The organism is Streptomyces qaidamensis (assembly GCF_001611795.1).
Classification (GTDB): domain Bacteria; phylum Actinomycetota; class Actinomycetes; order Streptomycetales; family Streptomycetaceae; genus Streptomyces; species Streptomyces qaidamensis.
On the sequence record NZ_CP015098.1, the window covers coordinates 3,491,050 to 3,512,124 of the forward strand.

Annotated in this window: 20 protein-coding genes and 1 tRNA gene; 11 read left to right on the forward strand and 10 right to left on the reverse strand. The window is 71.0% G+C overall.

Annotated features, from left to right (window positions below; genetic code table 11):
• The first annotated feature begins 50 nt into the window (after positions 1–50).
• Positions 51–641, forward strand: coding sequence for an isochorismatase family protein (locus A4E84_RS15345; protein ID WP_062927122.1), 591 nt, complete (start codon positions 51–53; stop codon positions 639–641).
• 28 nt (positions 642–669) lie between these two features.
• Here the strand turns inward: A4E84_RS15345 and A4E84_RS15350 are convergent, their stop codons facing one another.
• Together A4E84_RS15350 and A4E84_RS15355 are read right to left on the reverse strand one after the other, a co-directional pair.
• Complete coding sequence (locus A4E84_RS15350; protein ID WP_062927123.1) at positions 670–1,014, reverse strand: hypothetical protein; 345 nt, start codon at positions 1,012–1,014, stop codon at positions 670–672.
• Positions 1,015–1,136: 122 nt separating this feature from the next.
• A complete protein-coding gene (locus A4E84_RS15355) occupies positions 1,137–3,485 on the reverse strand; it encodes an immune inhibitor A domain-containing protein (RefSeq protein ID WP_062927124.1) in 2,349 nt (782 codons plus the stop codon).
• A 415-nt stretch (positions 3,486–3,900) separates the two neighbouring features.
• Here A4E84_RS15355 and A4E84_RS15360 point away from each other — a divergent pair, with 415 nt between their 5' ends.
• Positions 3,901–4,179 carry a hypothetical protein gene (locus A4E84_RS15360; RefSeq protein ID WP_062931461.1) on the forward strand — a complete coding sequence of 93 codons (279 nt, stop codon included), beginning with the start codon at positions 3,901–3,903 and terminating at the stop codon, positions 4,177–4,179.
• A gap of 33 nt (positions 4,180–4,212) precedes the next feature.
• On the opposite strand, the gene A4E84_RS15365 is transcribed toward A4E84_RS15360, so the two are convergent.
• Positions 4,213–4,908 carry an RDD family protein gene (locus A4E84_RS15365; protein ID WP_062927125.1) on the reverse strand — a complete coding sequence of 232 codons (696 nt, stop codon included), beginning with the start codon at positions 4,906–4,908 and terminating at the stop codon, positions 4,213–4,215.
• Positions 4,909–4,967: 59 nt separating this feature from the next.
• Positions 4,968–6,788, reverse strand: a complete 1,821-nt coding sequence (locus A4E84_RS15370) for an RDD family protein (RefSeq protein WP_079128974.1) — start codon at positions 6,786–6,788, stop codon at positions 4,968–4,970.
• A gap of 244 nt (positions 6,789–7,032) precedes the next feature.
• On the opposite strand from A4E84_RS15370, the gene A4E84_RS15375 reads away from it, so the two are divergent.
• Positions 7,033–7,443: an SsgA family sporulation/cell division regulator gene (locus A4E84_RS15375; RefSeq protein ID WP_062927127.1), complete on the forward strand. Its 411-nt coding sequence runs from the start codon at positions 7,033–7,035 to the stop codon at positions 7,441–7,443.
• A gap of 11 nt (positions 7,444–7,454) precedes the next feature.
• Here A4E84_RS15375 and A4E84_RS15380 read toward each other — a convergent pair whose 3' ends face one another.
• Together A4E84_RS15380 and hppD are read right to left on the reverse strand one after the other, a co-directional pair.
• The gene (locus tag A4E84_RS15380; RefSeq protein ID WP_062927128.1) at positions 7,455–8,876 is read right to left on the reverse strand and encodes an FAD-binding oxidoreductase; all 1,422 of its coding nucleotides are present in this window, start codon (positions 8,874–8,876) and stop codon (positions 7,455–7,457) included.
• 176 nt (positions 8,877–9,052) lie between these two features.
• Positions 9,053–10,198 (reverse strand): 4-hydroxyphenylpyruvate dioxygenase, encoded by a 1,146-nt coding sequence (gene hppD, locus A4E84_RS15385; RefSeq protein WP_062927129.1) that lies wholly within the window; start codon positions 10,196–10,198, stop codon positions 9,053–9,055.
• A gap of 123 nt (positions 10,199–10,321) precedes the next feature.
• Here hppD and A4E84_RS15390 point away from each other — a divergent pair, with 123 nt between their 5' ends.
• The 7 genes from A4E84_RS15390 to A4E84_RS43440 are packed head-to-tail and all read left to right on the forward strand — an operon-like array spanning position 10,322 to position 15,290.
• Positions 10,322–10,792: an Lrp/AsnC family transcriptional regulator gene (locus A4E84_RS15390; RefSeq protein ID WP_033308172.1), complete on the forward strand. Its 471-nt coding sequence runs from the start codon at positions 10,322–10,324 to the stop codon at positions 10,790–10,792.
• 18 nt (positions 10,793–10,810) lie between these two features.
• Positions 10,811–11,458 (forward strand): ABC transporter permease, encoded by a 648-nt coding sequence (locus A4E84_RS15395; RefSeq protein WP_062927130.1) that lies wholly within the window; start codon positions 10,811–10,813, stop codon positions 11,456–11,458.
• Positions 11,451–12,710, forward strand: a complete 1,260-nt coding sequence (locus tag A4E84_RS15400) for a betaine/proline/choline family ABC transporter ATP-binding protein (RefSeq protein WP_062927131.1) — start codon at positions 11,451–11,453, stop codon at positions 12,708–12,710. Before A4E84_RS15395 ends, A4E84_RS15400 begins: the two co-directional genes overlap by 8 nt.
• Positions 12,707–13,513, forward strand: a complete 807-nt coding sequence (locus A4E84_RS15405; RefSeq protein ID WP_062927132.1) for an ABC transporter permease — start codon at positions 12,707–12,709, stop codon at positions 13,511–13,513. The genes A4E84_RS15400 and A4E84_RS15405 overlap by 4 nt, the downstream gene beginning before the upstream one ends.
• Positions 13,510–14,475 (forward strand): glycine betaine ABC transporter substrate-binding protein, encoded by a 966-nt coding sequence (locus tag A4E84_RS15410; RefSeq protein WP_062927133.1) that lies wholly within the window; start codon positions 13,510–13,512, stop codon positions 14,473–14,475. The genes A4E84_RS15405 and A4E84_RS15410 overlap by 4 nt, the downstream gene beginning before the upstream one ends.
• 46 nt (positions 14,476–14,521) lie before the next feature.
• Entirely contained in the window at positions 14,522–15,109 is a 588-nt protein-coding gene (locus A4E84_RS15415) for an ArsR/SmtB family transcription factor (RefSeq protein ID WP_418082260.1), read from the forward strand.
• Between the two features lie 10 nt (positions 15,110–15,119).
• Complete coding sequence (locus A4E84_RS43440) at positions 15,120–15,290, forward strand: hypothetical protein (protein ID WP_167455409.1); 171 nt, start codon at positions 15,120–15,122, stop codon at positions 15,288–15,290.
• On the opposite strand, the gene A4E84_RS15420 is transcribed toward A4E84_RS43440, so the two are convergent.
• The 4 genes from A4E84_RS15420 to A4E84_RS15435 form a co-directional block, all read right to left on the reverse strand.
• The gene (locus tag A4E84_RS15420) at positions 15,287–16,078 is read right to left on the reverse strand and encodes a S16 family serine protease (RefSeq protein WP_062927134.1); all 792 of its coding nucleotides are present in this window, start codon (positions 16,076–16,078) and stop codon (positions 15,287–15,289) included. The two genes, A4E84_RS43440 and A4E84_RS15420, sit on opposite strands and share 4 nt — an antisense overlap.
• A 77-nt stretch (positions 16,079–16,155) precedes the next feature.
• Positions 16,156–16,797, reverse strand: a complete 642-nt coding sequence (locus tag A4E84_RS15425) for an IclR family transcriptional regulator (RefSeq protein WP_062927135.1) — start codon at positions 16,795–16,797, stop codon at positions 16,156–16,158.
• Between the two features lie 335 nt (positions 16,798–17,132).
• Entirely contained in the window at positions 17,133–18,932 is a 1,800-nt protein-coding gene (locus tag A4E84_RS15430) for a DEAD/DEAH box helicase (protein WP_062927136.1), read from the reverse strand.
• A gap of 175 nt (positions 18,933–19,107) precedes the next feature.
• Complete coding sequence (locus A4E84_RS15435) at positions 19,108–20,784, reverse strand: MFS transporter (protein ID WP_062927137.1); 1,677 nt, start codon at positions 20,782–20,784, stop codon at positions 19,108–19,110.
• A 180-nt stretch (positions 20,785–20,964) separates the two neighbouring features.
• On the opposite strand from A4E84_RS15435, the gene A4E84_RS42905 reads away from it, so the two are divergent.
• Positions 20,965–21,064: transfer RNA gene (locus A4E84_RS42905), tRNA-OTHER, on the forward strand.
• The last annotated feature ends 11 nt before the right edge of the window (positions 21,065–21,075 follow it).

Here is a 21,075-nt window from a genome sequence, read left to right on the forward strand (position 1 = left end):
GGTGGTCCAACGGCCGGGCTTGCCGACCTCATAGCCGAAGGACACCGACCATGCGCCGCGCCTTGATCGTCGTCGATGTGCAGAACGACTTCTGCGAGGGGGGCAGCCTCGCGGTGGCCGGTGGTGCCGACGTGGCCGCCGCCGTCACGGAGCTGATCGGGCAGGCGGCCGGGTCCGGCTACCAGCACGTCGTGGCCACCCGCGACCACCACATCGCCCCCGGCGGCCACTTCTCCGCCAACCCGGACTACGCCCGCTCCTGGCCCGCGCACTGCGTCGCCGGCACGGAGGGCGTCGGCTTCCACCCGAACTTCGCCCCCGCCGTCGCCTCCGGCTCGATCGACGCGGTGTTCGACAAGGGGGCGTACTCGGCGGCGTACAGCGGTTTCGAGGGCGCGGACGAGAACGGCACACCCCTGGCCGACTGGCTGCGCTCACGCGAGGTCACCGAGGTCGACGTGGTCGGCATCGCCACGGACCACTGCGTACGCGCCACGGCCCTCGACGCCGCCCGGGAGGGCTTCCGTACGCAGGTCCTGCTGGACCTGACGGCCGGGGTGGCCGCGGAGAGCACCGAGCGGGCCCTGGAGGAGCTGCGCCGGGCGGGCGTGGAGCTGTCGGGCAAGCCGGTCGTGCAGTAGCCCCGGGGCCCACAGGGGCGTCCGCCGGTCAGGTCTGGGCCGTCGGGCGCCTCAGCAGGGCCCGGATCGGGCGCCACAGCTCCTGGACCAGGTCCGGGCTCGACGCGACACCGTTGTCAGGGGCGGTGCGCCATATCAGGCCGTCGGGGTGGTGCAGGACCGCGGTGATCTCGTCGGGGGTCGGCGGGGCTGCGTTGCCGCGCAGGTAGACCGACCGCAGACCGAGGTTGCGGAGCCTGGTCAGGGCCCGGGCGCGGTTCACGGAGTGGACGAGGACGCGGACGGCGCCGGGGCCGTCGGCGGCGGGGCTGGGCAGGTTCAGTGCCACCACCACCATGCCGTTCGGCAGCTTGCAGAAGCCTCCTGCGGCCATGCGCTCATCCCCCCGTGTCGGTCGGTGTCAATAAGAGAGCCACAGGACGCACCTAAACACGGATCGGCGGTGACCCGCCAGTGGGTCACCGCCGATCATGTTCTGACCTGCAAGGATGCGGATTACCTACCCGCGGCGCCGACCTCCAGCTCGATCGTCGAGCCGTCCTTGGCTTCCTTGAGGATCTTGATCTTCGTGTTGGTGTCAGTGATCTTGACACCCGCGGTGGGGTTCGACTCGTCGTAGTAGGTGTTCTTCCGGTCGTTGAAGACCGAGACGCCCTTCGACCCCGGGATGTACTTCGCCACGTCCGCCTTGTGCAGCGTCATGCCGTCGGTGCGGTAGAGGCTGAACGGCGAGTCGTAGGCCTGGATGCGGTTGCGCATCAGCGTGCCGTCGGCCCACTTCAGCGCGTCCGGGTGCGAGTCGATCGGCAGGACCAGACCGGTGCCCTTGTGCTGGCTGGTGTTGTTGTCCACCTGGGAGGTGTCCCACTTCCAGATCAACAGGCCGTTCTGGTACGCGTAGTGCTCCACCCAGTCCGGGCGCGCCGTGAAGCCGAAGTTGTACGGGCCGGTCTTCAGCGTCTTGTCGTACGACACGTACTGCCGGTTCTCGGCGATGTAGTACTGCGCGTAGTCCTTGGTGAAGGACGCGCCGATGCGGGAGAAGCCGGTGGCCTTCCACGCGGCGTCCGCGCTCTCGGCGTTGTCGGAGAAGACGGGCGCGCCGTCGGCCGTCACCGTGATCGCGTCGGCCGCGAAGCCCTTCTGGGCCACGCCGCCGTCGGTCTGGTAGCGGAAGCGGAGGTCGATCTTCTTGCCGGCGTAGGCGTCGAGCGGGAAGGCGAGCTTCTTGTAACCGTCGACCGTGCCGGTCAGGACCGGCTTGTCGCTGGCGTCACGCTGGATCGGCAGGCCGTCCACCGTGCCGTCGACAGCGGTCCAGTTGGCGCCGCCGTCGGTCGAGACCTCGGTGTAGAGGAAGTCGTAGTTGGCCTCGATGTCGTACCAGCCGTCGAGGGTCAGCTGCGCCTTCGACTTGCCGGTCAGGTCGACGGCACGCGTCAGGGTGTTCTTGAGGTTGTCACCGCTGCCGCTCCACCACTGGGTCTTGCCCTCGGCGGGGGTGACGACCTCGGTGGTGACCGCCTTCTTGGGGAGGTCGACGACCAGGGCCTGCTTGTGCTTGGTGTTGTACTCCGCCACGCCCAGCTTGTGCCAGGAGTTGACGCCGGCCTTGGCCTTGTCGAAGTTCAGCCAGCCGAGCTGCAGCTTGTCCCAGGCGGTCATGTCGCCGGGCAGGTCACCGATCTCGTTCTTGCCGGTGCCGAGCCAGGAACCGGACGACATCAGCGTCCAGAAGCCGGTGGAGTTCTCGCCGCCCGCGGTGTCGTAGTGGTCCGGCAGGCCGAGGTCGTGGCCGTACTCGTGGGCGTAGACGCCGAGTCCGCCGTTCTCCGGCTGGACGGTGTAGTCGCCGACCCAGATGCCGGTGTCGCCGATCTTCGCGCCGCCGAGCTTGTTGTTCTCGGGGCCGGTGGCACCGGCGTCGGTGCCGAAGGCGTACCAGCGGTGGGCCCAGATCGCGTCGGTGCCCTGGGCGCCGCCGCCCGCGGACTCGTCCTCGCCCGCGTGCACGATCTGGAAGTGGTCGATGTAGCCGTCGGGCTCGTTGAAGTCGCCGTCGCCGTCGAAGTCGTAGCGGTCCCACTCGTCGAAGCGCGCGACGTCCGCCTTGATCTGCGCGTCGGTCCTCCCCGCTGCCTTCTGCTGGGAGACCCAGGCGTTCAGACCGTCGCTGACGACGTTCCACACGCTGGAGCAGTTGGTGTCGCCGCAGGCGTTGTTGCCGTAGCGCGCCTCGTTGTAGGGGACCTTGACCCAGTCGGAGACCTCGCCCTCCACCGAGTAGCGGCCCGAGGACTGCTTCTCGTAGTAGGTCTTGACGGAGTCGACGCCCTTGCCGGAACCGAAGTACAGGTCCTGGAAGTAGTCCCGGTCGTAGTCGGCCCGCCAGGCCGTGGAGTTGTCCTTCTTGCGGTCGGGCTTGGGTATCGCGTTGTGCAGCGGGCCCGGGGTGCCGCCGTAGCGGCTGTCGATCTCGTCCCCGAACTCGACCAGGATCGTGAAGATCTTGTCGGTCTTCTCGCGGCCGAGCTCGACGTACTTGGCGTCGCCCTTCTTGCTCTTGAGCTGGACGACCTTCGAGCCCTCGCGGTTCTTGACCTTGCTCTTGCCCGACAGGACCTGATTCAGGGCCTCCTGTCGCTGGGCGTCCTGCGTCTTGCTCAGCGGTCCTTCGAGGTCGTGCTCGTCGTGGTGACGTTCCGCCGGGTCGTGCCGGTCCACGGTGGTGGGCCGGGGAGCCGGGGCGTCGTCGGCCACCGCGTAGGTCGAGGCGGTGGCGGTGGCCGCCGCGAGCGCCACGCTTATGGCGGCCGCTCTGAACGTCCAGGGTCTACTGGTCACTTGAGATCCTCCCCCGCGTTCGGGCGCGCGGCAGGCAGGGTCCCGGTCGTGGAAATCCGCGCGCGCGTGATCAACGCGTGTAGTCAAGTGACGACATTTGACTAGAGGTTTAGAAGAAAAGACAGACCTTGACTTGCACAAGTCAAGTGCACTATGCGGAGGCAACGTTCGTTTTACGGACAACCAAACGGTTGTCGCGGACACCCGTCACCGGCCGTGCGGGCGCGTGCATATGTCCACCAGGTGGACGTCATGACTCCGTGCGCCCCCTGTGCACCGCCCTTGTTGATTAGGTCACGCTTACCGTCGGTTCCGGTCGGGCACGCTGCCGGTGAGAATGTCGGATGGCCGGACGCCCGGAAACCGGCGCAATGCCAGGCCGACACCGCCGTGGACCCCCACTTTCGAGGACATGATGGCCATGCCCCGTCCGACTGCCGCACAGCTCGCCTACGGTTCGTGCACCGTGATCTTCTCGACCTTCGCCATGCTGCTGCTGTCTCAGACGAGTTCGGGCGCGGGGATCGCGGTCATCGCCGTCGCGGCGCTCGTCCTCGGGCTGCTGGTCGCCATGACGGTGCCGCTGTCCGGGAAGCGCCCTGCCGCGGTGGAACAGCCCGCGCCCCAGGAACCGGTACGGGCCTCGGTTCCGGTGCCGGCCCCGGAACCGGTACGCGAACGGGCGGCCTCCTGACCGCCCGCTGCACCCGGTTGATCCTTCTGGGCCTCAATCGGTGCTGACCACGACCGTTTTGGCCGCCTTGTCGTGCAGGCCCTGCTTGTAGGGCCGGTCGAAGAAGCTCCAGCCGCCGCAGATCGCGGTCCAGACGCACGCGCAGCAGAAGGCGAACGGGATCCACAGCACCGCGGCGCGCGCCAGCGCGTTCTGCACGGAGGGCGTCGCGCCGTTGTCCAGGTTGGCCACGCGCATGTGCAGCAGCTTCTTGCCGAGGGTCTGGCCGGTCCGCGCGGTCAGGACGGTGTCGTAGGCGATGTAGAGGACGGCGGCGACCCCCGACTGCCAGAACGACTTGCTGACCTCGATACGGTCGCTGTCCACGTCGTACTCGTTGACGCCGAAACCCCACGTGAGCAGCCAGACCACGGCACCCACCAGGATCATGTCGAGGATGCGCGCGAGCGTGCGCTTGCCGCTGTCGGCGAGCGGGGGCATGCCGGCGAGGGGGTCGGTGGGGTAGGAACCGCCGCCGTACGGATCACCGCCGTAGGGGCCGCCCCCGAAGCCGTCGCCGGGACCTCCCGGGCCGCCTTGACCGCCCGGACCGCCGCCCCCGTACGGCGGGGGTTCGCTGCCGTAGGGCGGGCCCGTGCCCTCGCCGGGCGGCTCGCTCGGGGGGCGCTTGCGGAACGGGTCCTCGTCCGGAGGCTCCTGACCGGAGCCGGAGGGCGGTTCGCTGCTCATGGCCCGAGTCGATCGCGAACTCCCGGGCTCCGCATCCGGCGGAAGGCCGTCCGAGGGAGTCAGCCCGCCACGAACGTGTGTGCGGCCTTGTCGTGCCAGCACTGGCGCCAGGGCCGGTCGAAGAGGCACCAGGCGACGCCGACGATTCCGACGACGAGCAGCCCGGGCACGCTGTAGACCAGCCAGCGGCGCAGGGCCGCGCCGAAGTCGGGCGAGTCGTGGCCCTCGATGTCGCGGACGTCGAGGCCCATCAGCCTCTTGCCGAGGGTGCGGCCCCACTTGGCGGTGGGCAGCACCTCGCAGAGCACGCCGGCGAGCAGCAGCACGGCCAGGATGATGCCGAGGTAGATCGAGGTGGTGCCGTCGAGCAGCCAGACCGTGACGGTCTCGCCGGAGAGCTTGGCCGCGTCGATCTTCTCGTTGACGTGGTCGATCGCCCTGGTGCCGAGCGGGACGGCGGCCGCGGCGGTGAGCGCGGCGAGCACGACGGTGTCCAGCAGCCGCGCCACCAGCCGCTTGCCGAGTCCGGCCGGGCGAGCCTCCGCCTGGCGCCGGGCGGCCGCCTGGAACACGTCCTCGACCGGCGGCTTCCAGGGTGTGACGGGCTGTTCGTCACCGCCGCCGGCTCCGGCGAGCCGGTGCACCTGCTGCGCCCAGGAGGACTGGCCGCCGCCGGGGCCCGCGCTGAGAGGCGTACCGGAGGAGGCCGCGGCGCCGGGCTGGGCGCTGCCGGGCCCGCCGGACTGCGCGGGGACGACGGGCGCCGCCTGGGGTCCGGACAGCGCCGTCGGGGCGGCCCCGGGGGCCTGGGCCGCCGCGCTCCCGGCCCCCGGCTGCGCGGCGGAGGCGCGGGCGGCGGCCGCCTTGCCCGCGCCGAAGCCGGGCCCCGCGGAACCGCTCCCGGAACCGGCCGGCCCGGTCTGCGCGCCGAACGCGGGGCCCGACGGACCCGCGCCCGCCGCCCCGGGCCGGCCGCCGAAGCCGGACGCCGCCGCACCACTGCCCGGGCCGGCCGGCCCGAAGCCGGAACCGGCTGCTGAGCCCTGCCCGCCGGAACCCGAAGCGGCCGAGTCGCCGCCCGGCCCCGCCGGCCCGAAACCGGAGCCAGCGCCCCCGCCCTGCCCTCCGAAGCCGGACGCCGCCGCGCCGCCGCCCGATCCCGCCGGACCGAAGCCGGCGCCGCCTGAGTTTCCGCCGGAACCCGCCGCCCCGCGGTCCGAACCCCCCGGCCCCACGGACGGTTTCGGGCCGCCGCCGGCCGGACCCGTGCGCGGGGACGCCGCGCGGAACGTCATCGTGCCGTCGTCGGGGGCACCGGCCGGGGCCCCTCCCCCGGGCTGTCCCGTCTGCCCCGCCGGGCGGCGGAACACGAACGTGCTGCCCCCCGCCGCCGCGTTCGCCTCCTGGTCGGCCGGCGGGACGTTCGCCGTGCCGTCGGTGCGGGCGGCCTCCCCGTCGGGCCGCAGGCCGGCGGGCGACACCCTCGGGTCGGCGCCCTGCGCCCCCTGCGGCGCGCCCCACGAGACACGGCGGTCCTGGTCGCCGCCGAAGCCGGACTGACGCGAGCGGTCCGCGCCCCAGGCGGAGGCCGGTTCGGGACGGCTGCCGTGCTGGGCGTCGGCGGCGGACGGCGGCTCGGACGGCTCCTCCACCGGGTCCTCGTCGAAGAAGTGCGGGCCGGTCTCCTCGACCGAGGCGGGCTGCGCCGCCCCCGCTCCGGGCGGTGGCGCGAGCGACTCGCCGTCCCGGGGTGCCGGACGGCTGGTGCCCGGCACCCAGGAAGCGCCGTTCCAGTACCGGACATATCCAGGAATGGACGGGTCCGGGTAATACCCTTCGCGGGGCCTGTCGTCACCGGGGGCCGGGGTTGGGGCGCTCATGTCCGTCGTCCCGTATCTGCTCGGGGGCCAAATGGGGGCCTCCACATCTATCAGACGTGCGCAAGCCCCACCGCCGCTCCCACCGGACCCGCCCCTTTCGAGCACCGATGTGCTACGCACCGCGCGGCTCCGGCGGATCCCCCTGCGAAAAAACTTCCGGGAAGGCGCGTAATGCCGCGGCCCGCGCCCGCTCTCTCCTCCTGACCGGCCCTCGCGGGCAGCCGTCAGGAGAAGGGAGACCGCCGTGCACACCGTGGTGGAGCGGGAACTGGAGCTGAAACTCGTCCTGTCACCGGAGCGCAGGATCCCCGTGCCGGCCCGGCTCGGGTACCTCACGGACGACCCCTACGCCGTCCACGTCACCTTCCACATCGACACCGAGCACCCGGTGTACTGGACGTTCGCCCGGGACCTGCTGGTCGAGGGCGTGTTCCGGCCGTGCGGGCAGGGGGACGTGCGGGTGTGGCCGACGAAGACCGAGGGGCGCAGCGTCGTGCTGATGGCGCTGAGTTCACCCGACGGGGACGCCCTGCTGGAGGCTCCGGCGACGGCTGTGTCGGCCTGGCTGGAGCGCACGCTGCGGGTGGTTCCGCCGGGGACGGAGGGTGAGCAGCTCGGGCTGGACGACGAGCTGGACCAGTTGCTCGCCCAGTGAGGGCCCCGGGCTCAGAAGAGCTTGCCCGGGTTCAGGATGCCCAGCGGGTCGAAGGCCTGCTTGACGGCCCGCTGCATCTCCATGCCCACGGGGCCGATCTCGCGCGCGAGCCACTCCTTCTTCAGGACGCCGACGCCGTGTTCGCCGGTGATGGTGCCGTCCAGTTCCAGGCCGAGGGCCATGATCTCGTCGAAGGACTCGCGGGCGCGCCGGGACTCGTCGGGGTCGGCCGGGTCGAAGCAGACCGTGGGATGGGTGTTGCCGTCCCCCGCATGGGCGACGACACCGATGGTGAGCTGGTACTTTCCGGCGATCTTGTCGACGCCTTCGAGCATCTCGGCGAGCCGGGAGCGCGGCACGCACACGTCGTCGATCATCGTCACGCCCTTGACCGCCTCCAGCGCGGTGAGCGACAACCGCCGCGCCTGGAGCAGCAGTTCGGACTCGGCCACGTCGTCGGCGGGGACGACCTGGGTGGCACCGGCCGCTTCGCACAGGGCGCCGACGGCGGCGAGGTCGGCGGCGGGGGCGGTGGTGTCGAACGCGGCCAGGAGCAGGGCCTCGGTGCTCTCGGGGAGGCCCATCTGCGCCATGGCGTTGACGGCCTTGACCGTCGTACGGTCCATGAGTTCGAGGAGTGACGGGACGTGGCCGCCCTCCATGATGCGGCACACGGCGTCGCAGGCCGCCGCGGCGGAGGCGAACTCGGCGGCCAGCACCAGCTGCTCGGGCGGCTTGGGGCGCAGCCCGAGGACGGCCCGCACGACGATGCCGAGCGAGCCCTCGGAGCCGACGAACAGGCGGGTCAGGTCGTAGCCGGCGACGCCCTTGGCGGTGCGGCGGCCGGTGGACATGAGGCGCCCGTCGGCGAGCACCACGTCCAGTCCGAGAACGTACTCGGCGGTCACCCCGTACTTCACGCAGCACAGGCCGCCGGAGGCGGTGCCGATGTTGCCGCCGATGGTGCACATCTCCCAGCTGGAGGGGTCCGGCGGGTAGTACAGGCCGTGTTCGCCGACGGCGCGGGACAGGGCGGCGTTGACCACGCCCGGTTCGCACACGGCGATACGGTCGACCGGGTTGATCTCCAGGATGCGGTCCATCTTCGTCAGGGAGAGCACGATGCAGCCGTCGGAGGCGTTGGCGGCGCCGGACAGCCCGGTGCGGGCGCCCTGCGGGACGACGGGGACGCGCAGGGCGGTGGCGGTGCGCATCACGTGCTGGACCTGCTCGGTCGTGCGGGGCAGCACGACCACGGCCGGGGTGCCGGCGGGGCAGAAGCTCGCCATGTCGTTGGCGTAGGAGGCCGTGACGTCGGGGTCGGTGAGGACGGCCTCCGCGGGCAGGCCGCTGAGCAGGGAGTCGACAAGGCCGCCGGTCGCTGCGGCGTCTGCGTCTTCGGAGCGGGGCGCTTCGCTACGGCTCATGATCACAGGGTCCCACCGGGGGCCATCGGTGGGAACCGTTCCTGGAGACCGAGCGGGAGGGACCGAGCGGGAGTGGGTCCTCCACAAGCACTCTCGTTCCCGCTGGTGACTGCTCTGCCACCACCCGGAGACCGACGTGCGGGTGCCCCGTGACACCCGCACGGACTAGGAGTCGGGCCGGGTCACAGGTTGCCGCGGCGGTCCTGCTCGCGCTCGATCGCCTCGAACAGGGCCTTGAAGTTGCCCTTGCCGAAGCCCATCGAGCCGTGGCGCTCGATGATCTCGAAGAAGACGGTCGGACGGTCCTGGACCGGCTTGGTGAAGATCTGCAGCAGGTAACCGTCCTCGTCGCGGTCGGCGAGGATCTTCAGTTCGCGCAGGGTGTCGATCGGGACGCGGGTCTCGCCGACCCACTCCCCGAGCGTGTCGTAGTAGGAGTCGGGCGTGTTGAGGAACTCGACGCCGGCCGCCCGCATCGTGCGGACCGTCTGGACGATGTCGCCCGTGTTGAGCGCGATGTGCTGCACGCCCGCACCGCCGTAGAACTCCAGGTACTCGTCGATCTGGGACTTCTTCTTGGCGATGGCCGGCTCGTTGATCGGGAACTTGACCTTGAGCGTGCCGTCGGCGACGACCTTCGACATCAGCGCGCTGTACTCGGTGGCGATGTCGTCGCCCACGAACTCCTTCATGTTCGTGAAGCCCATCACCTTGTTGTAGAAGCCGACCCACTCGTTCATCCGGCCGAGCTCGACGTTGCCGACGCAGTGGTCGATCGCCTGGAAGGTGCGCTGGGCGGGCGGCTGGACCATCGGCTGGGCCGCGACGTAGCCGGGCAGGTAGGGGCCGTCGTAGCCGGAGCGCTCGACGAGGGTGTGCCGGGTCTCGCCGTAGGTGGCGATGGCGGCCAGGACGACCGTGCCGTGCTCGTCCTTGCGCTCGTACGGCTCGGCGACCGAGCGGGCGCCGTGCTCCAGGGCGTAGGCGTAGGCGGCACGCGCGTCCGGGACCTCGATGGCGAGGTCGACGACGCCGTCGCCGTGCTCCGCCACGTGCTGCGCGAGGAAGTGGCCCCACTCGGTGGAGGGCTTGATGACCGAGGTGAGGACGAAGCGGGCGGAGCCGTTCTCCAGCACGTAGCTCGCGGTCTCGCGGCTGCCGTTCTCCGGTCCGGAGTACGCGACCAGCTTCATGCCGAAGGCGGTGGAGTAGTAGTGCGCCGCCTGCTTGGCGTTGCCCACGGCGAAGACGACCGCGTCCATTCCCTTGACCGGGAAGGGGTCGGCCTGCCGGGCGGTGTCGGGAGTGTGGTGTGTGGTCTGCGTCATAGCCGCAGGGTCTCCCCGCTCGGCAAGGTGCGCAATAGTTTGCGTTTTGACTGGGCAATCTGTTCAGCAATACGGCCGTATCGGCGGCCCTTCTGTACAGGATGACCATGCCGGGAGGCTGCTGTGGCGATCGATCATCTGGACGGCCGGATCATCCTGCTGCTCGCCAGGGAGCCGCGGATCGGGGTGCTGGAGATGTCCCGGCGGCTGGGGGTGGCCCGCGGCACCGCGCAGGCCCGGCTGGACCGGCTTCAGTCGAACGGAGTCATCAGCGGATTCGGCCCGCAGGTGGATCCGGCCGCGCTCGGCTACCCGGTAACGGCGTTCGCCACGCTGCAGATCCGGCAGGGGCAAGGGCCGGACGTACGGGCCCACTTGGCGACCGTGCCGGAGGTGCTGGAGCTGCACACGACCACCGGCACCGGGGACATGCTGTGCCGGCTCGTGGCCCGCTCCAACGCCGATCTCCAGCGTGTGATCGACCGGGTCGTCGGTTTTGATGGCATCGTCCGGGCCTCCACGGCGATCGTCATGGAGAACCCCGTTCCGCTGCGGATCATCCCGCTCGTGGAGCAGGCCGCGGAGGAGACCTGAGTCGTGGGGTGAGCGCGTGTGAACTTCTGGGAGTACCTGGTCAACCGGCACCAGCAGCTGCTCACGGACGCCTACCAGCACGCGAGCGCCGTCTTCCAGTGCATGGTCGTGGCGACCCTGCTCGGGGTGCTGATCGCCGTCGCCGGCTACCGCAGCGAATGGGCCGGGAACCTCGCGACCACGACCACCGCCACCATCCTGACCGTGCCGGCGCTCGCCCTGATCGGTCTGCTCATCCCCCTCGTGGGCCTCGGCGTGCCGCCCACGGTGATCGCGCTGACGCTGTACGGGCTGCTGCCGGTCGTGCGCAACGCGATCGTCGGGCTGCGCGGCGTCGACCCGACGCTGGTGGACGCGGCCACGGGCATCGGGATGTCCCGCCCGGCCCGGCTGCTGAGGGTAGAGCTGCCGTTGGCCTGGCCGCCGATCCTGACCGGGATCCGGGTCTCCACCCAGATGCTGATGGGCATCGCCGCCATCGCCGCGTACGCCTCGGGACCGGGCCTGGGCAACGTCATCTTCCGGGGCCTGGCCTCGCTGGGCAGCGCCAACGCGCTCAACCAGGTCCTCGCGGGCACGCTCGGCATCATCGTTCTGGCCCTGCTGTTCGACGCCGCGTACGTCCTGATCGGACGGCTGACCATTCCCAGGGGGATCCGTGCCTGAGACCGGCGACCACGGCGCGTCCATCGCGCTGGAGAGCCTGACCAAGCGCTATCCCGGCAGTGCGCAGCCGGCCGTGGACAACGTCAGCATGGAGATCAAGGCGGGTGAGGTCGTCGTCTTCGTCGGCCCCTCGGGGTGCGGGAAGTCGACCACGCTCAAGATGATCAACCGGCTGATCGAGCCGACCGGCGGCCGCATCCGCATCGGCGGCGAGGACGTCACCGACATGGACCCGGTCAAGCTGCGCCGCAAGGTCGGCTACGCCATCCAGTCCGCCGGGCTCTTCCCGCACATGACGGTCGCGCAGAACATCGGGATCGTCCCGAAGATGATCGGCTGGCCGAAGGCGCGGATCAGGGAACGGACCGAGGAACTGCTCGACCTCGTGGGCCTGGACCCCGGGGAGTTCCGCGGCCGCTACCCGCGTCAGCTCTCCGGCGGGCAGCAGCAGCGCGTGGGCGTGGCCCGGGCCCTGGCCGCCGATCCGCCGGTGCTGCTGATGGACGAGCCGTTCGGTGCGGTGGACCCGATCACCCGGGACCACCTCCAGGACGAGCTGATCCGGCTCCAGCACGAGCTGCACAAGACGATCGTCTTCGTCACCCACGACTTCGACGAGGCCATCAAGATCGGCGACCGGATCGCCGTGCTGCGCGAGCGGTCACACATCGCGCAGTTCGACACCCCGGAGGCGATCCTGACCAACCCGGCCGACGACTTCGTGTCCGGTTTCGTGGGCGCCGGTGCGGCACTGAAGCGGCTGAACCTGACCCGCGTACGGGACGTGGAGATCACCGACTATCCGACGGTCACGGTCGACGACCCGTTGCAGCAGATCTTCAACCGGCTGCGGACCAGCGGCAGCAACGAGATCCTGCTGCTCGACCGGCGCGGCCGCCCCTACAAGTGGCTGCGGCGTGGCGACCTGATGCGGGCCCGGGGCTCGCTGGCCCGCGCCGGGACGCTGGTGCACGACACGGTCACCCGGGACGCCACCCTGCGGGACGCGCTGGAGGCGGTGCTCACCGACAACGCCGGGCGGGTGGCGGTGACCGGGCGGCGCGGCGAGTACACGGGCGTCGTCGACATGGAGACCCTCATCAACTCCGTGCACGAGATGCTGGAGGCCGACCGGCTCGACGCGATGGAGCACCAGCACGAACTGGAGTCGCTGCGGGCCTCACAGACGCACGCGGAGCAGGAGGGGGCCGCGGGTCCGGCGGCCGTGAGCGGCCCGGGAGGGCAGCGGTGACCGCCACGGAGGTCGAGGAGACCTCCGAGCCCCTCGACGAGTCCGAGGCGCCCCCGCCGGAGCGCCGGCCGTCACGCCTCACCTGGCAGAAGCTGACGTTCCTTCCGGTGGCCCTGATCGCCGTGCTGCTCGCCACCTGGCTGTGGTTCCAGCAGGCCGATCTGGACGCGCTCACCCGCAACGCCCTGTCGGGCGGCCAGGTGACCAAGGCGCTGTGGCAGCACATCGAGCTGACCGTGATCTCCACGTTCTTCGTGCTGATCATCGCGATCCCGCTGGGCGTCCTGCTGACCCGCGGGGCGATGAGCAGGGCCACCCCGGTGGCGATGGCGTTCGCCAACATGGGTCAGGCGACCCCGGCGATCGGCCTGCTGGCCCTCCTGGTGATCTGGCTGGGCATCGGCCGCAGGGCCGCCCTGATCGGCATCATCGTCTACGCCATCCTGCCCGTGCTCTCCAACACGATCACGGGCCTGAAGGCGAACGACCCGACCCTGCTGGAGGCGGCCCGCGGCATCGGCATGTCCCCCACGGGGGTGCTGACCCGGGTCGAACTCCCGCTCGCGGTCCCGCTGATCCTGGCGGGCGTGCGCACGGCCCTCGTCCTGAACGTCGGTACGGCGACCCTGGCGGTCTTCGGCGGGGGCGGCGGCCTCGGTGTGCTGATCACGACCGGGATCACCAACCAGCGGATGCCGGTGCTGGTGCTGGGGTCGATCCTCACGGTGGTGCTGGCGCTGCTGGTGGACTGGCTGGCGTCGATCGCCGAACTGCTGCTGCGGCCGCGGGGGTTGCAGCCATGAGGCGGCGTACGTGCCCGGCGGCGGCCGGTCTGCTGCTGGCGGCGGCCGGTTGCGGCCTGACCAGCGGCTCTCCGCTGACCGACGACGTGGAGCCGGGGTCGATCGGCCGGGGTGAGCCGCTGAAGGGCGCGCAACTGACCGTGACGTCGAAGTCGTTCACCGAGCAGCTGATCCTCGGCTCGATCATGGGCATCGCGTTCGAGGCGGCCGGGGCGGACGTGATCGACCGCACCGGCATCCAGGGTTCCATCGGCAGCCGCGAGGCGGTCCGCAAGGGCGACGCGGACGCCGGGTACGAGTACACGGGCACGGCCTGGATCACCTACCTCGGGCACAGCAGGCCGATCACCGATCCGCAGGAGCAGTGGGAGGCGGTGAAGAAGGAGGACGCCGGCAACGGCCTGGTCTGGCTGCCGCCGTCGAAGCTCGACAACACGTACGCCCTGGCGATGAACCAGGAGAACGCCAAGAAGTACGGCACGAAGACCATGTCGGAGGTGGCGAAGCTGGCGAAGTCGGATCCGGGGGCGGTGAAGCTGTGCGTGGAGGTCGAGTTCGCGAACCGGGCGGACGGGTTGCCGGGCATGCAGAAGGCCTACGGCATGGACGTCCCGGCTCGGAACATCACGCAGATGGACACCGGGATCATCTACACCCAGACGTACAAGGGCAGTTGCACGTTCGGTGAGGTGTTCACCACCGACGGGCGCATCAAGTCCATGAACCTGGCGGTGATGGACGACGACCGGAAGTTCTTCCCCAACTACAACGCCGCGCCGATGATCAACGCGAAGTCCCTGAAGGAGTGGCCGGCGATCGCGGAGGTCCTGAACCCGGTGACGGCGAGGCTGAACAACTCCGTGGCGCGGACGCTGAACGCGAAGGTGGATGTGGAAGGGGAGGATCCGCACCAGGTGGCGCTGGACTGGATGGTGGAGGAGGGGTTCGTCAAGGAGGGCTAGTTGCAAAGAACCCCTTGCAAGCATTCCTTTGCAACGCTACCTTTGCATCGTGAGCGAGCCCGAGAACACACCTGTACGGCAACTCGACGCCCGATCCCTGCGGGGACTGGCGCATCCCCTGCGCATTCAGCTGCTGGACTCCCTGCGTTTCAGCGGCCCGGCGACGGCCTCGCAACTGGCCCAGAAGCTGGGCGAGTCCAGCGGTGCCACCAGCTACCACCTGCGTCAACTGGCGGAGTACGGCTTCGTCGAGGACGCTCCTGAGCACGGCAAGGGCCGCGAACGCTGGTGGAAGGCGACGCACCACGGCATCCGCTTCGACGACTCCCTGCTCACCGACTCGGACCCGGTCGTCCGCGGGGCGGCGGACCTGTATCTGCACGAGGTCGCCACCACGCAGACCCGGGCCCTGTCGACCTGGCTGGGCAACCGCGAATCGTGGCCGGAGGAGTGGACCCGCGCCTGGGACATGAGCAGTGCGACCCTGAGCCTCACTCCCGAACTGACACGGGAGCTCGTCGAGAAGATGCACGCGCTGGTCGAGACCTACCGCGACCGTGCTGCCGCCGAGAAAACACCCGGCGTGGAGCAGGTCCGCATCCAGACACACGCCTTCCCGATCCGAACCGACTGAAAGGATCGCCATGCACCCGGACATCCACCTCGCCCTGCACCACGCCCGCGCCGCGGAACTCCGAGCCGAGACCGAACCCCGCTCGACGCCCCGTCCTGACATCCGTACGCGCCTGGGCTGGACCCTCGTCGAAGTCGGGCTGAAGCTGGCCGCCCGACCCGGGCCGGTGCCCGCCCACTAACAACTCGGCACGGACCCCTTGCCCGTCTCCAGGGCCACCAGTGAACTCACCGTGCTCTTCAGCGTGGTCACCGGAATCAGCCGCAGGCCCTTCGGAAGGTTGGCACGCGCGTCCCCGCACTCCGCCTTGGGGACCAGGAACACCGTCGCCCCGTCGCGCTTCGCGGCCTGGGTCTTGAGGGCGACGCCCCCCACCGCACCGACCCGGCCTGCCGCGTCGATCGTGCCCGTACCGGCGATGACCCGGCCGCCGGTCAGATCCCCGCCGGTGCCGTCGCCGTCGAGCTTGTCGATGATCCCCAGGGAGAAGAGCAGCCCCGCACTGGGCCCGCCCACGTCCGCGAGCTTCAGGCTGACCTTCACGTCCTTGTCGTCGAGGCCGAGGTACCCCAGCGCGGCCTGCGTCGCCGCGTCCTGGGACTGCCTCATCTGCTTCTCGTTGTGCTGCTCGATCTCCTTGACGTTGTCCCCGCTCGGATAGACGGAGTCGCGCGGCATGACCGCCTGGTCGGTGCGGAACCAGCTGTCGATGACGTCGGGGAGCGAGACCCGGGTGTCCGGGGAGGTCGCCTCGATGGTGGTCATCCGCAGCTGGCCCCGGGTGTCCCGGACCTGCGCACCCGAGACGGTGATCACCTGCGTGCCCTTGTTCTCCCCCAGCACGTTCGCCGTCAGCCCCGGCGGCGCCACCGAGAACGGCAACGGCGCCAGCGCCGCCGTCGCGAGCAGGGCCACGACGGGCAGGGCGCAGACGGCGATGACCTGGGGGCGCGTGAGGCGAGAGAACACGGGATCAATCTAACGCGGGAGGGGGAGACCGCCGGGACCAGGGCGTCCGGGGGGCCTCCCCCGCGACCCGGCATGCGTCAGCTCAGCGCCTCCGCGACCTCCCGGGCCGCGTCGACGACCCGTGGCCCCACCCGTTCCGGCACCGCCTCCGCCAGCATCACCACACCCACACTGCCCTCGACGCCCGTCACGCCCAGCAGCGGCGCGGCCGCCCCGCAGGCGCCCGCCTCCAGCTCGCCGTGGGTCAGCAGGTAGCCGGGGTCGGTCATCGGGTGCTGGCGGGCCGCGAGGATCGCCTTGCCGGCGGCGCCCCGGCCCAGGGGATGCCGGAATCCGGCCCGGTAGGCGACGTGGTAGTCCGTCCAGGTCGGCTCCACCACGGCCACGGCCAGCGCGTCCGCCCCGTCGACCAGGGTCAGGTGCGCCGTCGCGCCGATGTCCTCGGCCAGTGACCGCAGCGCCGGCATCGCGGCCTCCCGCACCAGCGGGTGGACCTGCCGTCCCAGACGCAGCACCCCGAGCCCGACCCGGGCACGTCCGCCGAGGTCGCGGCGTATGAGGGCGTGCTGCTCCAGAGTGGCGAGCAACCGGTACACGACGGTCCGGTTCACGCCGAGCCGGAGGGAGAGCTCGGTCACGGTCAGCCCGTGGTCCGTGTCGGCGAGCAGTTTGAGGACACGCAGTCCCCGGTCGAGCGTCTGGGAGGTCTCCGCGGTCACGACGCCCACTCCTTAGTGGTGAGGTCGGCGGCCCCCCGGTCGGCGGATGCGTCACCGAGTCCCGTCGGTAACGCGCTTCAGAGGCCGCCGATCGGCCGGCGGCCCGGCCTGTCCGGGCCGCGTCGCTTCACGGCTGCGCTCCGCGGCGGCGCTGCCACGGGGCGTGTGCGTAGCGGGACAGTAGCGAAGCAGGTTCGCTGAGCGGAAGGCTCCGTCCAGAATCCGGGCACGGGTCTGGGTGTAGTGCTTGTGTTTGGGCGGTTTGCGTGCCCCAAAGGGGCGCGGGGAACTGCACGCCAAGCCCCGCACAACCCGAGGACGACACGGCAGAGGAGCTACTTCATCCGCGTAGCCCACTCCTGCACCTTGGTGATCCGCTGGCGCAACTGCCCCGCCGTCGCCTCAGCCGCCGGAGGCCCCCCGCACACGCGCCGCAGCTCGGTGTGGATCACCCCGTGCGGCTTGCCGCTCTGGTGGACGTAGGCGCCGACCATCGTGTTGAGCTGCCGCCGCAGCTCCATCATCTCCTTGTGGGAGACGACCGGCCGCCGCTCGGCGGGCATTTCGAGCAGGTCGGCTTCCTCGTCCGGCTTCTTGCGGCTGTGCGCGATCTGCCGGGCCTGCCGCTTCTGCAGCAGCAGCTGCACCTGGTCGGGCTCCAGCAGTCCCGGGATGCCGAGGTAGTCCTGCTCCTCCTCGCTGCCCGGATGGGCCTGCATGCCGAACTCGGCGCCGTTGTACATGACCCGGTCGAAGACGGCCTCGGACTCCAGCGCCTCGAAGGAGAACTGCTCCTGCTCGCCGGTGTCCTCGTCCTGCTCCCGGTTCGCCTCGTCCATCTCCTTCTCGGACTCGGCGTACGGGTCCTCCTCGCCCTGCTTCTTGGGCTTGTCGAGAACGTGGTCGCGCTCGCGCTCCATCTCGTTGGCGAAGGAGAGCAGGTCGGGCACGGTCGGCAGGAACACCGAGGCGGTCTCGCCCCGCCGCCGCGACCGCACGAAACGCCCGACGGCCTGCGCGAAGAACAGCGGCGTCGAGATGGTCGTGGCGTACACCCCGACCGCGAGCCGCGGCACGTCGACGCCCTCGGACACCATCCGCACCGCGACCATCCACCGGTCGTTGTTCGCGCTGAACTCGTCGATCCGCTCGGAGGCTCCGGAGTCGTCGGACAGCACGAGGGTCGCCTTGCTGCCGGTGATCTCCCGGATGAGCTTGGCGTACGCACGCGCCGAGTCCTGGTCGGAGGCGATGACGAGGGCGCCCGCGTCCGGGATGGCCTTCCTGACCTCGGTCAGCCGCTGGTCGGCCGCCCGCAGCACGGCCGGCATCCACTCACCGCGCGGATCGAGCGCGGTCCGCCACGCCTGGCTGATGGCGTCCTTGGTCATGGGCTCGCCGAGCCGAGCCGCGATCTCGTCACCGGCCTTGGTGCGCCAGCGCATGTTGCCGCTGTAGGAGAGGAAGATGACGGGCCGGACGACGTTGTCGGCGAGGGCGTTGCCGTAGCCGTAGGTGTAGTCGGCCGCCGACCGCCGGATGCCGTCGTTGCCCTCCTCGTACGTCACGAAGGGGATGGGGTTCGTGTCGGACCGGAAGGGCGTACCGGTCAGGGCGAGCCTTCGGGTCGCGGGCTCGAAGGCCTCCAGGCAGGCCTCGCCCCAGGACTTGCTGTCACCGGCGTGGTGGATCTCGTCGAGGATGACGAGCGTCTTGCGCTGCTCCACGCGGTTGCGGTGCAGCATGGGCCGGACGCCGACACCGGCGTACGTCACGGCGACGCCGTGGTACTCCCGGCCGAGCGGCCCGGCGCTGTACTCCGGGTCGAGCTTGATCCCTATGCGGGCGGCGGCCTCGGCCCACTGCTTCTTCAGGTGCTCGGTCGGGGCCACCACGGTCACCTGCTGCACCACGTGGTGGTGGAGCATCCAGGAGGCCAGCGTCAGCGCGAAGGTCGTCTTGCCGGCGCCGGGGGTGGCGACCGCCAGGAAGTCCCGGGGCTGCTCCTGGATGTACTTGTCCATCGCGCCCTGCTGCCAGGCCCGCAGCTTGCTGGCGGTGCCCCAGGGGGCGCGGCCGGGGAACGCCGGGGACAGGTGGTGCGAGGCGGAACTGGTGCCGGCGGTGGTAGTCACGGTCTCCGTTGGGGGTCGGGCGGCTCGTGCGAGGGAGCCTGACGGCTCGGCTACGTATGACAACCGGGCCACCCTACCGGCGCCCCGAGCCGGTCAAGGCGCGGACCGGGCCGGGTCACCTGCGGGTGGGACCGACGTCACAGCGCGTACGGCCCCGCTCCGAGGCCCGCCGGTTCTACGGCCGGCGCTCCCGCAGCCGCGTCGACACCCAGGCCCCGGCCAGCGCCACCGCCGCCATCGGCAGGAACACCGCGGTGAAGGCGGCCGGGTGGGAGCCGGAGGTGTGGGTGGCCGAGTGGGTCACGGTGCCGCCGCCCAGCGCGGCGAAGGCGGCACCGCCCACGGACAGCAGGACGACGTTGGAGAGGCCGTCGGAGATCTGGAGGGCGGCGGAGTTGGTGCCGGCCTCCTCGGGGGCGGAGAGCTTGAGCAGGAGGACGCTCGTGGAGGAGATCACGAGCCCCATCCCGAAACAGCCGAAGGCCCAGGCGACGGCGACGGTCCAGACGGGCACGGAGTCGATCAGCACGCTCGGCGCCGCGGCGATGGCCGCCGCCACCAGCAGCATCCCGACGGTGGTCAGCCGCTCCCGGTACGGCTCCACCCGCGACCGCGACTGCACCCACGAGCCCAGCGCCCACGTCCCGCCGCCCGCGGCGAGCGAGAACCCGGCCAGCGTCGGACTGAGCCCGCGCTGCGTGACCAGCATCAGCGGCACGAACGACTCGGCGGCGATGAAGGACCCGGCGGCCACGCCGCGCAACAGCACGACGGACGGCAGGCCGCGCACCGCCCGGTACGTACCACGCGGGAGCAGCCCGAGCACGGCCGGCACGAGCAGGGCCACACCCACGGCACCGGGCAGGAGCGAGAGCGGGCGCAGGTCCTGGGCGGCGTACTGGAGCAGCCCGGCGCCCAGGGAGATGGCCAGGGCGAGCCGGATACGCCGACGGTCGAAGGAGGCGGGCGGGTTGTCGGGCGGGGCGGGCTGGTCGGTTGTCTGCGCGCGGCCTGCCGTGACGGACCGGTCGTTGGTCCGCGCGGCGTCCGACGTGACGGGCCGGTCGGTTGTCTGTGCCGGGGCCGTTGTCCGCGCCGGGTCCGAGGTGACAGGTCGGTCCGCGAGGGCGGTCCGTTCCGCGGGGACGGGCAGGTCCGCCTGGGCGGGGCTCTCCGCCGCGGCGGACTTCGCGGCGGTCTGCCCCGCCGGCCCGGACGCCCGACGCCGTATCTGCGGCAGCGCGAGCGCGAGCGGGAAGACGACGAGCAGGGGTATCCCGACGAACACCCATCGCCACCCCAGCTGTTCGGCCACCGTGCCGGCGGCGAGCGGACCGACGATCGACGGCAGCACCCAACTCGCGGCGAACGCCGCCATGATGGCCGGCCGCAGCCGCTCCGGATAGGCCCGCCCGACGACCACGTACAGCGCGACGATCACCAGCCCGCCGCCGAACCCCTGCACGGCCCGGCCCAGGATGAACACCCACATCGACCCGGCGGTGCCGGACAGCAGCAGCCCGGCGCCGAAGGAGGCGATGCCCGTCGTCAGCGGCCCGAGGGGGCCACGCCGGTCCGACCACTGCCCGGAGAGCACCATCCCGAACAGGCTGGTCGTGAAGTACCCGGAGAACGCGAACGCGTACAGCGACACCCCGTCCAGTTCCCGGGCCGCGACGGGCATCGCCGTCCCCACGGCGGTCGCCTCGAAGGCGATGAGCAGCACGACGGAGACGATCCCGACACTCAACGCCCGGTACGCCGCCCCCAGCACGCCTTCTTCCCGCTCGGCCACAAACGGCGGATCAACGGCTTCCTCGACATCGGCATCACGCGGCTTCGGGACGGTCATGCCCGCCAGCGTAAGGTCCACACCCCACTTTGACCCCTGTCCCTGGACGGTCCCGGCCTGAGACCTTGGTCGTACGCCTCTTCTCGGCCGCCCCCTTCATGAACTGCGTATGGCAGTCACGTTGCAGCCCCCGCGATGCCCTTGAGCCTGGCTCCACCCCCGCCCTACGGTCACCGCACCGGCCGTGTGCCCGAGTGGTTCAGGGGCTCGCCTGCGCTGCATCCATCAGCGAGCTCCGCTCGCGGGGGTGACGCGGGTCCGAATCCCGCCACGGCCTCCACAACGATGACC